Annotated in this window: 12 protein-coding genes; 3 read left to right on the top strand and 9 right to left on the bottom strand. The window is 68.2% G+C overall.

Features of this window, described 5'->3' with window-relative positions:
* On the top strand, window positions 1–1,017 hold the full coding sequence (locus tag ACGFK1_RS23645) for an ATP-binding cassette domain-containing protein (protein WP_393435014.1): 1,017 nt from the start codon (window positions 1–3) through the stop codon (window positions 1,015–1,017).
* On the opposite strand, the gene ribD is transcribed toward ACGFK1_RS23645, so the two are convergent.
* The 8 genes from ribD to ACGFK1_RS23605 all read right to left on the bottom strand — a co-directional run bounded on the left by ribD (window position 1,004) and on the right by ACGFK1_RS23605 (window position 10,217).
* The gene (gene ribD, locus ACGFK1_RS23640) at window positions 1,004–2,005 is read right to left on the bottom strand and encodes a bifunctional diaminohydroxyphosphoribosylaminopyrimidine deaminase/5-amino-6-(5-phosphoribosylamino)uracil reductase RibD (RefSeq protein WP_393435011.1); all 1,002 of its coding nucleotides are present in this window, start codon (window positions 2,003–2,005) and stop codon (window positions 1,004–1,006) included. The two genes, ACGFK1_RS23645 and ribD, sit on opposite strands and share 14 nt — an antisense overlap.
* A complete protein-coding gene (gene rpe, locus ACGFK1_RS23635; protein WP_393435008.1) occupies window positions 2,002–2,679 on the bottom strand; it encodes a ribulose-phosphate 3-epimerase in 678 nt (225 codons plus the stop codon). The genes ribD and rpe overlap by 4 nt, the downstream gene beginning before the upstream one ends.
* Window positions 2,680–2,778: 99 nt before the next feature.
* Window positions 2,779–4,152 (bottom strand): RsmB/NOP family class I SAM-dependent RNA methyltransferase, encoded by a 1,374-nt coding sequence (locus tag ACGFK1_RS23630; RefSeq protein ID WP_393435005.1) that lies wholly within the window; start codon window positions 4,150–4,152, stop codon window positions 2,779–2,781.
* Window positions 4,149–5,078: a methionyl-tRNA formyltransferase gene (gene fmt / locus ACGFK1_RS23625; protein ID WP_393435002.1), complete on the bottom strand. Its 930-nt coding sequence runs from the start codon at window positions 5,076–5,078 to the stop codon at window positions 4,149–4,151. The genes ACGFK1_RS23630 and fmt overlap by 4 nt, the downstream gene beginning before the upstream one ends.
* 31 nt (window positions 5,079–5,109) lie before the next feature.
* The gene (locus ACGFK1_RS23620) at window positions 5,110–5,646 is read right to left on the bottom strand and encodes a LemA family protein (protein WP_393434999.1); all 537 of its coding nucleotides are present in this window, start codon (window positions 5,644–5,646) and stop codon (window positions 5,110–5,112) included.
* Window positions 5,640–7,448 (bottom strand): DUF2207 domain-containing protein, encoded by a 1,809-nt coding sequence (locus ACGFK1_RS23615; protein WP_393434996.1) that lies wholly within the window; start codon window positions 7,446–7,448, stop codon window positions 5,640–5,642. Before ACGFK1_RS23615 ends, ACGFK1_RS23620 begins: the two co-directional genes overlap by 7 nt.
* A gap of 37 nt (window positions 7,449–7,485) precedes the next feature.
* Window positions 7,486–9,486 carry a primosomal protein N' gene (locus ACGFK1_RS23610; RefSeq protein ID WP_393434993.1) on the bottom strand — a complete coding sequence of 667 codons (2,001 nt, stop codon included), beginning with the start codon at window positions 9,484–9,486 and terminating at the stop codon, window positions 7,486–7,488.
* The gene (locus ACGFK1_RS23605; protein ID WP_393434990.1) at window positions 9,483–10,217 is read right to left on the bottom strand and encodes a lysoplasmalogenase; all 735 of its coding nucleotides are present in this window, start codon (window positions 10,215–10,217) and stop codon (window positions 9,483–9,485) included. The genes ACGFK1_RS23610 and ACGFK1_RS23605 overlap by 4 nt, the downstream gene beginning before the upstream one ends.
* Here ACGFK1_RS23605 and ACGFK1_RS23600 point away from each other — a divergent pair.
* Entirely contained in the window at window positions 10,186–11,127 is a 942-nt protein-coding gene (locus tag ACGFK1_RS23600; RefSeq protein ID WP_393434987.1) for an alpha/beta hydrolase, read from the top strand. The genes ACGFK1_RS23605 and ACGFK1_RS23600 overlap by 32 nt on opposite strands.
* On the opposite strand, the gene ACGFK1_RS23595 is transcribed toward ACGFK1_RS23600, so the two are convergent.
* Complete coding sequence (locus tag ACGFK1_RS23595) at window positions 11,122–12,090, bottom strand: GlxA family transcriptional regulator (RefSeq protein ID WP_393434985.1); 969 nt, start codon at window positions 12,088–12,090, stop codon at window positions 11,122–11,124. The two genes, ACGFK1_RS23600 and ACGFK1_RS23595, sit on opposite strands and share 6 nt — an antisense overlap.
* Before the next feature lie 84 nt (window positions 12,091–12,174).
* Between ACGFK1_RS23595 and ACGFK1_RS23590 the strand changes: the two genes are divergently transcribed.
* On the top strand, window positions 12,175–12,816 hold the full coding sequence (locus ACGFK1_RS23590; protein WP_393434982.1) for an HD domain-containing protein: 642 nt from the start codon (window positions 12,175–12,177) through the stop codon (window positions 12,814–12,816).
* Window positions 12,817–12,837: the final 21 nt, after the last annotated feature.

The following is a 12,837-nucleotide window of genomic DNA, read 5'->3' as shown; positions in this document are numbered from 1 at the left end:
GTGGGGGATCTCAGCATCCAAAACCTCGTGGTCGAGTACCCAAGCGGCGCAGACACAGTCCGCCCGATCGACGGGTTCGACCTGGACGTGGCGGCAGGCTCACTGGTGATCCTGATGGGTCCGAGCGGCTGCGGAAAAACAACACTGCTGTCCTGTCTGGGCGGGATCCTCCGACCGAGCGGCGGAGCCATCAAGTTCGGCGACGTCGACGTGACGGCGCTCGATGCTCGCGGCCTGTCGACATACCGCCGCCAGACCGTCGGCATCGTATTTCAGGCATTCAACCTCGTGCCGAGCCTGACCGCGGCGGAAAACGTGATGATCCCGATGCTCGCGGCGGGCATGTCGCGTCGCGCCGCCTTCAAGAAGGCCGAACAAATGCTGTCCCGGGTCGGTCTGCAGGACCGCATGTCGCATCGGCCCGGCGACCTGAGCGGCGGACAGCAGCAGCGCGTCGCGGTCGCCCGCGCTATCGCCCTCGACCCGCCGCTGATACTGGCCGACGAACCGACCGCACACCTGGACTTCATCCAGGTCGAGGAGGTGTTGCGGCTGATCCGCGAACTCGCGTCAGGCGATCGCATGGTGGTGGTCGCCACCCATGACAGCCGCATTCTGCCGTTGGCGGATCGAGTCGTCGACCTCGTACCCGATTTCATCTCGATGGACCGGCCGGGCGACACCGTGAAACTGCCCGAGGGCGACGTGTTGTTCGAGCAGGGCACCATGGGCGATCTGATCTACGTGGTATCCAGCGGCGAACTCGAAATCGTGCGCGAATTGCCGGGCGGCGGTGAGGAACTGCTGAAGACGGTGACGAAAGGCGACTACTTCGGCGAGATCGGGCCGCTGTTTCACCTGCCCCGTAACGCGACGGCCCGCGCACGCTGCGATGCGACGGTGATCGGGTACACGGTGCAGGCCTTCAGGGAGCGACTCGGCGCGGGCGGTGTGCGCGACCTCATCGAACACCGTCCGCTGGACGCCGATGAAATCGCTTCGCCTACGCAGGGATGAGGCTGAGCCGCAGATCCGGCCCGATCGGCTCGATGCCGTCGAATCGCCAGCGCTGCGCGTGCGCGATCGACAGAACGCCCACGTCGTCGACGGCGGTAATAGGTCCGCCCAACAGAATTGGTGCCACGTAAGCGAGAATCCGGTCGATCGTGCCTGCCCGCAGGAACGCGCCCGCCAGGGTCGGTCCGCCCTCCAAAATCACGTCGGTGCGGTCCGACAACGCCTTGATCACTTCGTGGGGATCGCGGGTGCGGATCACCATCGTCCGCGAGTCGTCGTTGAGAACCCTTGCCTCAGAGGAGATCTCGCGTTCTCCGACGACGACCCGAAGCGGCTGACGCACCGCGAGGGAACCGTCTGGCAGCCGCGCGGTCAGCACCGGGTCGTCGACGAACACCGTCCCGGTGCCGACGATGATCGCGTCCGCGGCGGCCCGCCGCCGATGCACGTCGGCACGCGCGGCCTCACTGGTGATCCATTGACTGGTGCCGTCGGCGGCGGCGCTGCGGCCGTCCACGCTGGTGGCGTATTTCCATGTGATGTGCGGCATTCCGGTCCGCTGCTTGTGCAACCACTCCCGAAGCGGACCACCCGCAACCAGCTCGGTCAGCAGACCCGCCTCGACCTTGATGCCGGACTGAGCAAGGCGCGCCGCACCACCCGCTGCTTGTGGGTTCGGATCGGCGACAGCGAAGGCCACCCGCGAAATCCCGGCAGCGACAAGGGCGTCCACACACGGCGGCGTCCTGCCGAAGTGGTTGCACGGCTCCAGTGTCACCACGGCGGTGCCACCGACGGCACGTTGCCCGGCCCTGCGCAACGCCACCACCTCGGCGTGCGGACCACCGGGCGGTTGCGTTGCTCCGACGCCGGCGATCTCGTCATCGCGGTCCAGGATGACCGCGCCAACCGGCGGATTCGGATACGTGGTGCCCTTGACCCGGTCGGCCTGCTCGACCGCGAGCCGCATCGCGGAGTCCAGGTTCATAACCGCAAATGCTTGGACGCCGAGGCGGCCTGCCTGCGCAGCGACTCCACCGCCGCGGCGGGATCCTCTGCGCTGTACACAGCCGACCCCGCGACGAAGCAGTCCACCCCTGCCAGCGCCGCCTCTTCGATGGTGTCCTCGTTGATGCCGCCGTCGATCTCGACCACGATCGTCAACTCACCGGAATCGACGAGCCTGCGCACGATGCCGACCTTGGGCAGCACCTCCGGAATGAACTTCTGCCCGCCGAAACCCGGTTCCACCGACATGATCAGCACCGTGTCGAAGTGCGGCAGTATCTCGAGATACGGATCGATCGGCGTGCCGGGCTTGACGGAAAGGCCGGCCTTGGCCCCCGCGGCGCGGATATCCCTCGCGACGCCGACGGGGTTGTCGGTGGCCTCGGCGTGGATTGTGACGTTGTACGCGCCCGCCTCCGCGTACGGGGGCGCCCATTTGTCGGGGTTCTCGATCATCAGATGGCAGTCCATGGGGATGTCGGTGCGCTTGAGCAACGCCTCCACGACCGGCAACCCGATGGTCAGGTTCGGCACAAAGTGGTTGTCCATCACATCGACGTGCAGCCAGTCGGCGCCCGTCACGGCCGCGGCTTCGTCACCGAGCTCGGCGAAGTCGGCGGCCAGGATCGACGGCGCGATGAGGGGTCCTGCCATGGCGCTACCTTATCGTTGGCTCTTCGCGCGAGCGCTCATCGCTATCGTTGGCTCTTCGCGCGAGCGCTCATCGCTATCGTTGGCTCTTCGCGGGAGCGCTCATCGCTCCACCAAAAGGGCGGCCGCGAACATCGCATCGGTGCCGTGCCGGTGCGGCCAGAGCTGCACATAGGGGCCGTCGCCGAGGTTGTCGACCGGATCGAACAGCGGACGGGTGTCCAGCGCCCTGACGGGATGGCGGCGCAGCGCGTCGGCGACGATGCCGACCGTCTCGGCCAGATGCGGTGAACACGTCGCGTACAGCACCACCCCACCGGGTCGGGTGAGCCGGATCGCCGAGGCCAGCAGCTCCCGCTGCAGCCTGGCCAGCATCGGCACGTCACCCGGTTGCCTACGCCAGCGGGCCTCCGGCCTGCGCCGCAGCGCACCAAGCCCGGTGCACGGGGCGTCGACCAGCACCCTGTCGAAGCCGGGCTCGAGCCCCGGATCGCGGCCGTCGACGCGCAGCACCTCGACCGGTAGGCCGCGGGTGTTCTCCTCGACCATGTCGGCGCGCCTGGCGGCGGGTTCGACCGCCGTCACTCGCGCATCCTCGCCGAGGGCGGCGAGCAGCGCCGTCTTGCCACCGGGGCCCGAGCACAGGTCGAGCCAGCGGCCGGTGTCGGGGCCATCCAGCTCGGCCAGGGTCAGCGCCCTGGCCACCAGTTGGCTGCCTTCGTCCTGTACCAGCGCGGCGCCGTCACGGACCGGATCCAACCGGCCCGGGTCGCCACCGGGCAGGTAGACGGCATACGGCGAGTAGCGCCCGACGGTGCCGTCGACCTGCGCGGCCAGCTCCTCGGCGGTCAGCACACCGGGGCGCGCGGCCAGGTGCACCGACGGCCGGTCGTCGTCGCTGGCCAACAACGCATCCAACTCCCCCGCGGACACGCCGAGTGCGTCGGCGAAAGCCTGGGCAACCCAGCGAGGATGCGCATGGACGAGCGCCGCATGGCCCACCGGGTCGCTGCCAGCGGGCGGGGCGAGTTCGGCAACCCACGACGCCTCGTCGCGCCCGGCGATGCTACGCAGCACGCCATTGACGAAACCCGCCCGCGCTGAGTCGAATTCGATGCCCGCCTGCTCGACGGTGGTGGACACCGCGGCGTGCTGTTCGACCCTGGTACGCAGCAGTTGATAAGCGCCAAGGCGCAACAAGTCCAGCAAAACGGGGTCGATCTTCTCGGGTGGCCGGCCGGCAGCCGCGGCGATGATCGCGTCGAGCAGGCCGCGGGTGCGGCATGTGCCGTAGGCGAGTTCGGTGGCGAATGCGGCGTCGCGGCCTGTGATTCCGCGCTCACGCAACAGTGCGGGCAGCGCGAGGTTGGCGTAGGCGTCTCGCTGCGAGACCGCGCGCAGCACGTCGAAGGCTGCACGGCGGGCCGGATCCAGCGGTTTGCGTCGCGGTGGGCGTTTGTCGCGTGGCTTGGTCATCGCGCCTTGGTCGTTTCGTCGAGGCGAGCGCCGCGAGCCCAGTCGGCGGCGTTCATCATCTTCTTCCCCGGTGGCTGAATCTGCCCAAGCCGCACCGACTGTGATCCGGTGCCGACGTACACTCCAGCACGCTCGACCCGAATCGTGCCGGGCGACAAGCTTTCTGATGCGTCACCGACGGTGACGGGGCCGACCTTGATGCGCAGGTCGCCGATCATGGTCCATGCGCCGGGGTTCGGCGTGACGGCCCGGATTCGACGATCGACGACGTGCGCGGGCAGATCCCACCTGATCCGTGCGTCTTCGACGGTCACCTTGGGTGCGACGGTGACGCCGTCGGCGGGTTGCGGCACCGGAGTCAGCGATGCGTCGGCGATGCCGTCGAGCGTCGTCTCCAGCAGCGCGGCACCGGAAACCGACAGCCGCTCGAGTAGATCGCCCGCGGTGTCCGTGGGTCGCACGGTCTCGGTCACCACGCCGTAGACCGGACCGGAATCGAGCGCGGGTTCGATCTGGAAGGTCGTGGCCCCGGTCACCGTGTCGCCTGCCGCAATGGCCGCCTGCACGGGTGCGGCGCCACGCCACGCGGGCAGCAGCGAGAAGTGCAGATTGACCCAGCCATGCGCAGGCACCGCAAGCAGTCGCTCGGACAACAGCGCGCCGTAGGCCACCACCCCGCAGACGTCGGGAGCCAACCCTGTGAGCTCCGCGATGAACTCCTCGGAGTTCGGGCGGGGTGGCCGCAGCACCGGGATGTCGTGTTCGGCCGCCAGTTGCGCCACCGGCGACGGCGTCGGCTTGCCGTGCCGACCCTTCGCGGCGTCCGGGCGGGTCAGCACCGCGACCACCTCGTGACGCGGCGATTCGATCAGCCGGCGCAGCGACGGCAGCGCCGGCTCTGGGGTGCCTGCGAAGACGATGCGCATCGCGCCAAGTGTAGGGAGGCTACTTCAGCAGCTAGCGAGGCGTCTGGTAGTACTCGCGCTCCGACACGCCCGCCATCGGTGCCACGAACATCCACGGGATGGTGGTGATCAACCGGTTCAGTGTGGCCACCGCGTCGTTGTAGTACTGGCGCGCGAACGCCAGCTTGTTCTCGGTGTCGGCGAGATTGTCCTGCAGGTTCAAAAAGTTGTTCGACGAGTTCAGCTGCGGATAGGCCTGCCCGAGCGCGAGCACCGGCGCCAGCGCCGTATCGAGTTCCTTCTCCGCCTCGCTGCGCTGCGCCACCGATTTCCCTGCCGTCGCCGATGTCAACGCCGCACGCGCATCGGTGACATGGTCGAGGATGCCCTTCTCGTGTGCTGCGAACGTCTCGACGATGTGCACCAAGCTTTGAATCAGCGACGCGCGGCGGGTCAACTCGACGTCGATGCCGGAGAGCGCCTCGGCGACGCGGACGTCGGCCGTCCGGATCTTGTTGTAGCCCAACACGAACCCGATCAGCACGAGCAGCGCGAGCGCCAGCACGAGAATCAACAGGAAGCTCACCATGATCCACCCCCTCCGCCACCGCCGCCGCCTCCGCCGCCGCCACCGCTCGAGCCACCACCTCCGCTGCTCGAGGAGGACGACGACTGGGACGCGGTGTACGCGCCGATCGACGACGACAACGCCGACTCGAAGCTGTCGAAACGCGGGCCGCTGGAACCACCGCTGAAGCCTGCCGAGGTTCCCGACGACGAGTTGTACCAATCCGGTTGCGGCGCGGGCGCTCCCATCGTGGTCTCATACTTCTTCGCCCACAGCGCCGCCACGCCGGCCGCGACGGCGAACGGCACATACGCGGTGTACAGGTCCTTGCGCGCGCCGAAGTCGAATCGGGCTTCAGCGGAGTCAGTGGCCAGCATGCGGTGGAATCCACCTGCCCGTGACCACAATTCGCGACCGGCGTCGGTGCGCCGGGTACCGACGCCGTCGGCCCATGCGCCGATGGACAACAGGAAAAACGCCGCGAAGGGCAGCCCCCACATGGTGGTCGGGAAGCCCCATCGAAAGAACGCGCACACCATCAGCAGGAACGCGACGGCATTGGCGGTGCGCACCCACATCTCGTTCTTGCGCTTGACCATCAACTCGTTGTCGAAGGCCCATTTCTTGACTGCAGCGGCCATGTCGGTCTTGGCCTTGCTGAGCCTCTGCCCCGATTTGGCGGTGCGCTTGGCCTCGAACTCACCGCCCCTGTTCATCACCCGCAGTGCCGACCCGACCGCGACGCTGACCGGATCGACGTCTGCCCATGCACTGCGTTCGGCGAGACTTCTTATTCTCCAGTGCTTCTCGTTGACCTGCTTGAGCTCGATCAGCCCGCGTTCGGCGAGATAGAACAACGTCGCAGTGAGACCGTTCTTGGCAACGGACTCGGTGCGGATGTATTCGGTCTGCACCGGCCCGAGGCCCGACGGCGGCGAATACTGCAACGGGAACCCGGGCGACGGTTCGACGGTGGTGCGGTACCACAGGACGGCGCCGAAGCCGAAAGCCGCTGTCAGGCCGAGCATCCAGACCACACCGGCGACCTTCTGGCCGAGGATGCGGTCCCAGGTGTACGACCACGGCAGGCTGATTCGCGGGGGCGTCGGGACGTCGACACCGGCACGCAGGGTGACCGGGGTACGGGGGTCGAGGTCGGTCGCGGTCAACCTGACCGTGTCGCCGTCGACGCTGAGGTCGCAGGTGCGGCCGACGCCGTAGCCGACCGAGCACTGGGCGCGGCCGACGCTGCCCGGCAACGTCACAGTGGCGTCGACGTGGCGGATCTCGTTGTTCCACGACGGTGCAATGACATTCCAGAAGAACACCGACGGCGACTCCGACGGAGCACCAGTGCCCGCGGCGAACGTTTTGTCCGCACCGGTGGAGCCGGGATCGAGCACGCCGCGGATGCGGTAGCGGATCTCGAACACGTGGGTGCCATAGATGAGGTAGCTGTCCGGATCGCCGATCTTGGCCACTCGGAAGCGTTCGCCGTCCTCCCAGAGCATTTGGTAGGAGGCAGGTTCGCCGTCGAGCACGACCGAAGTGATGTCCGGGGTCTGCCGCACCCGCGGGCTGTTCTGATTCGCGATATCCCAGTACCTGAAGAGGCCGTGGCGGCCGCTGGGAAATTCGGCGGTGATGGTCTCCACGGCGTCGAGGTCACCGTCGCTGTTGACGACGAAGTCGACCCGATAGTTGCTGAACACCACGGGATCGGAAACGTCGGATGCTTGCGAGCCGCCGTTGAACACCAGCGGCCACAACAACCCAAAAGTGATGAGCGCCAATGGGATCAGCCACTTGAACAGCCGCCCCATGGCCACCTCCCTGCCTGCGCGAGTCGCCGCGTCCGAACTACCCTATGTGCAACGGGTCGATTTGCACACGCGTTGGCTGTTGGTCGTGTCGCGCGCTGAGCACCCCGGTGGCCCTACGCATCGCGGCCGCAAGTGCCAGACCGCCGTCGCGGGGCATCCGTACCAGGGTCCTGCTCACCGGTTCGTCGGCGGCGACACCCGGCGGCCTGCGGGCGCCGGTCGGCAGGTCAACGGGGCCGAGCAGTTGCGCGGTGTCGGGTAGTTCCGCGGTGTCGAGGAGCGCGTCGACGGCTGCGGCAGTGCCGTCCACCGCGGCGATGTGCACGGCGGGCGGCAGCCCGACGTCGGCGCGCGCTTCGAATTCGGCGTCGGCGTGCCCCACCGGATCCCACCGGATCAGCGCCTGCACGGTCGGGATTGCCGACTCGGCCACTACCGCGACGGTCCCGCCCTCGCCGCGCGGGCGTACCAGCGCGGCCGCGGCCATCCAGCGCCGCAGCGTGTCCTCGGCGGCGCGCAGATCCTGGCGTCCCAGCAGGGCCCACGCGTCCAGCAGCAGCGCCGCGCCGTAGCCGCCCGCCGCCACCGGTTCGGCGCCCGGCGTCGCGACGACGACGGCGGGTTCATCGCCCACCGCCGCGATCATCGATTCACCGCCGGAGGTGATGACCGGCGTACCCGCGAACGCCCTTCCGAGTTCTTCGGCGGTGCGCCTGGCGCCGATGACCACCGCGCGCACGACGTCGGACCCGCACCGGACGCAGCGCAGAACGGGGTCCTCCCGGCCGCACCAGCGGCACACCGCGCCCGCGGTGTCCCGATCGGGCAGCGACAGCGGGCCGGTGCAATGCCTGCATCGGGCAACCGTGCGGCAGCGCGCACACGCCAGCGCGGGCACGTAGCCGCGTCGCGGCACCTGAACAAGCACCGGGAGGCCGGCGTGCAGCGCCGTGCGCGCGGCACGCAGCGCGACCGACGGCAGTCGTGCGGTGCGGGCCGCGGGATCGCGCTCTTGCTCGTGGCCGCTGTCATCGAGCGCCACCACGCGCGGCGACCGGGCACGCACGACGGGACGGGCCGCCACCAGGTCGTGGGCCCACCGACTACGCACCAGCGCCTGCGCTTCCGCGGTGCGGGCATAGCCGCCGATCAGCGCCGCACAACGCAATTGGTGGGCGCGCAGCATTGCCACCTCACGGGCGTGCGGATACGGCGCGCGGGGTTCGGACAGGGTGTCGTCACCGTCATCCCACACCATGACCAGGCCGAGGTCGGCAACGGGCGCGAACACAGCGCTACGGGTTCCGATCACCATGCGCGCGCCGCCGCGCAGCACCGAAAGCCACCGGCGGTAGCGTTGGGCGGGGCCGAGGCCGGCAGACAGTGCGGCCACCCGCTCCTCGTCGATCAACCGAATCGCACTGGCCGACAACGCATCCACGTCGCGTTGGTCGGGTACGATCGCCAGCACACCGCGACCGGAACTCACCGTCACCGCGGCCGCTTCTGCGAGCCGGTCGGTCCACTTCTCCCCCGGCAACGCCTGCCAGACGGCGCGCGCAGCGCGGCCGTCGCCGAGAGCGCCGAGGAACTGTTCGCCGCGTCCGTAACTCGACCACGAAGCACTGTCGACGGGTTTCACTGCGAGCGGCGCGAGTTCGGATACGACCTGCTTCTCGACGTTGGCGTGCCGCGGCGGCACCGCGAGCCGCAACACGTCGGCGCGCGTGCCCGCATACCGCGCTGCGACGGCGTCGACGAGACGACGGACATCCGGAGTCAGCACCTGTTCGGCAGAGACGACACGGTCCAGCCAGCCCAGCTTGCCGATATGGTCGGTGTCCGAGCGTCTTTCGAGCACGAATGCGTCAACCAGTCTGCCGTGGAAGCGGACTCGGACGCGCACCCCCGGCTGCGCGTCATCGGACTGGTCGGCCGACACCAGGTAGTCGAATTCGCGATCCAGATGCGGGACCGTCAGCATGGGCAGCACACGAGCGATGGGCTCGTGCTCGGCGTGCTGGCGGGTGCTCGTCACTTGCGACCGAAGAAGAAGCCTGCCGAGATGAGCACGATCGAGGCGGCGTAGGCCCACCAGATCGGCACGGCAAGCGCTTCCGTGTTTGTTGGTGCCAGCACGAACTTACCGATGCCGATCATTCCGTCGGACACCGCGAAGCACACCGCGCCGAGCGCCGTCCACGGCGTCGGCAGCCGCGCCAGCAGCGCGGCGCACACCATCGCACCGAGCACCGCGATGTAGACCGTCACGGGCACGGCCATGCCCTCGGCCAGCAACCGCGGCCAGAACCAGACCAGCAGCACAATGCAGGCCACCACCACGACGGCGGCTGCGGCCAGTCGCGGACCCGATCGGGCCACCAGTGGGATGAGCGCCGCGAGGAAGCACAGGTGGGCGAGTAGAAAGGCGGCGAGGCCGAACACGAACGACGGCTGCCACCACGGCAGCGCCAGCAGGAAGTCGCCGGCGGCGGAGCACAGCAGGGCGGCGAGCAGCCAGCGTCGTTCCCTGGTGATCGGGTGGGTCAGCGCGGCGGCCGCAAGCAGGACCGCGGTCAGCGCCTTGACTGCGGGCTGAAGGAAGAACTGGCCCGTCAGTTCGGCGCCCGACGGCACCCGCACCGCGATGGCGATCAGGAACACGCCGTAGCAGACACCAACGACGGCGGCCGCCACCCAGAACATCCGCGTTCGCACATGTGCGTACGGTGTTCCCGTGTCCGTTGCCAAGCCCGCGGTCGACGCCATCCTGCTGAAGGTACTAAAGGCCGTTCCGTTTCAGTTGACAACCGAGGGCGGCGTCGACGCCGCCCGGCAGAGGTTCCGCGACCTGCCGCGTCGGGCGGTGCATCCGGAGGTGCGCACGGAGGATCGCATCATCGACGGATCCACAGGCCCGGTCCCGATTCGGATCTACCGGCCGCCCACCACGCAGCAGACGCCACCGGTGGTCGTCTTCGTACATGGTGGCGGGTGGTGCGTCGGCGACCTTGACAGCTACGACGGCGAAGCGCGCAACCACGCGGTCGGCGCGGATGCAGTCGTGGTGTCGGTGGATTATCGGCTGGCCCCGGAACACCCGTACCCCGCCGCGGTCGAAGACGCTTGGGCTGCAACACAATGGGTGGCGGCGAACGCCGACGAACTGGGCGTCGATTCCGACCGGATGGCCGTGGCGGGTGACTCTGCGGGCGGTAACCTTGCGGCGGTGATGGCAATGTTGGCTCGCGATGCGAGCGGGCCGCCGATCCGTTTCCAGCTGCTGTGGTATCCGGCGACCACGTGGGACACCTCGCTGCCGTCGTTCACCGAGAACGCAGACGCGCCGCTGCTCGACCTCCGGGCGGTGACCGGGTTATCTCGTTGGTACATAGGCGATTTGAACCTCGCCGAGATGCCGGTGACGCTGGCGCCCGGGCGGTCCGAGGACCTGACGGGGCTACCCCCGGCATATATCGCGGTCGCGGGTCACGACCCGCTGCGTGACGACGGCGCCCGCTATGCCGAATTGCTCAGCGCGGCCGGTGTGCCGGTGGAACTACACAACGCGCAGACCCTGATCCACGGCTATCTCGGCTACGCGGGTGTGGTGCCCGCTGCCACCGCCGCAGCGGAACGGGGATTGTCGGCGTTACGCGGGGCGTTACATCCGTCATGACGCCAGCGCCCTGGTGGATTTGAACCTGTCGCGGTAGGCCTTCGGCGAGATGCCGAGCTGGCTGACGAACACCCGCCGCAACGTCTCGGCGCTGCCGAAGCCCGCCAGCCGGGCGGAATCGGTGACCGAGCGACCGGCGTCGAGCGCCGACCGCGCAGCATCGATTCGGATCATCTCCACATAGCGCGCCGGTGTGGTGCCGAATTCGCTCTGGAACAGCCGCGTCAGTTGGCGGGTACTGATAGCTGCTTGCGCGGCAAGGGTTTTCACGGTGTGATCGGCGCCGGGGTCAGCGGCTATCGCCTCGGTGACCGCGCGTAGCTGCGACCGCTCGGGCGGCCGTGACTCGACGAGCACGGAGAACTGCGATTGCCCGCCTGCCCGTTTCAAGTACACCACCAGCGAACGGGCCACATCGCGGACGAGGTCGGCACCGTGGTCGTCCTCGACGAGTGCCAATGCCAGGTCGATGCCCGCCGACACCCCCGCCGAGGTGTAGAGGTCACCGTCGCGGACGAAGATCGCGTCCGGCTCGACAGTGATTTGCGGGTATGCCCGCGACAGCAGCCCGGTCTGCCGCCAATGGGTGGTCGCGCGACGGCCGTCGAGTAGACCGGCTTGCGCAAGGATGAACGACCCCGTGCAGATGGACGCCATTCGGCGGGTGCGCGGGCACAATGCCTTCACCGCTGCGACGAGTTGCGGGTCGATCGGTCGGCCGACCAGGTCGTCACCGCCGGACACCACGACGGTATCGACGTTCTCCACCGCGCCGATCGCCGTCGACACCGCGAGCCGGCTGCCGACCGAGGTGACCACGTCGCGGCCGTCGACCGACGCCATCACCACCCGGTACGACGCCCCGAATCGGTTCGCCTCCGCGAACACCTCCGCGGGCCCGGCGACGTCGAGCAGTTTCATACCGTCGAACACCACGAATACGACGACGCGATCAGCTGGCATGCCACCAGCATATGTCGTTTTCTGTGGGAAAAATGGCTCAACGGACACTGCATGCCGGGGCCGCAGCGGACCAAAACTGAAGCCATGACAACACAGACCATCGCGGGGATCGCGATACCAGACACCCAACTCGTACGAGACACCACCGAATACATCCGCGACACGGAAAACGACCTGCTGTACAACCACTCCCGGCGCGTTTTCCTGTTCGGCGCGCTGCAGGGCAAGCGGCGCGGGCTCGATCCCGATCTGGAACTGCTGTACGTCGGGGCGATGTTCCACGACATCGGCTTGACGGAGGGGTACCGCGACTCGATGGTGCGGTTCGAGGTCGACGGCGCCAACGCGGCCGAAAAGTTCCTGCGCGATCACGGTTGCGACGATGCGACGGTGCGCAAGGTGTGGCTCTCCATCGCGCTGCACACCACACCAGGGATTCCCGAGTTCCTCGACCCTGAGATCGCCCTGGTCACCGCTGGCGTCGAGACCGACGTTCTCGGCATCGGCCGCGACGACCTGACGGCAGAAGACCGTGATGCGGTCACCGCGGCGCATCCGAGGCCGGACTTCAAACGACGCATCCTGCAGGCGTTCAACCAGGGCATGGCGCACCGGCCGGCAACCACGTTCGGCACCGTCAACGACGACGTGCTGGCCTATTTCGATCCAGCGTTCGTCCGCGACGACTTCGTCGAGATCATTCGCAACAACAGTTGGCCCGAGTAAGCTCCCGGCGATTCCGATTCG

This window comes from Mycobacterium sp. NPDC048908 (assembly GCF_043197955.1).
Classification (GTDB): Bacteria; Actinomycetota; Actinomycetes; order Mycobacteriales; family Mycobacteriaceae; genus Mycobacterium.
This window is presented reverse-complemented; position numbering and strand designations above follow the sequence as displayed.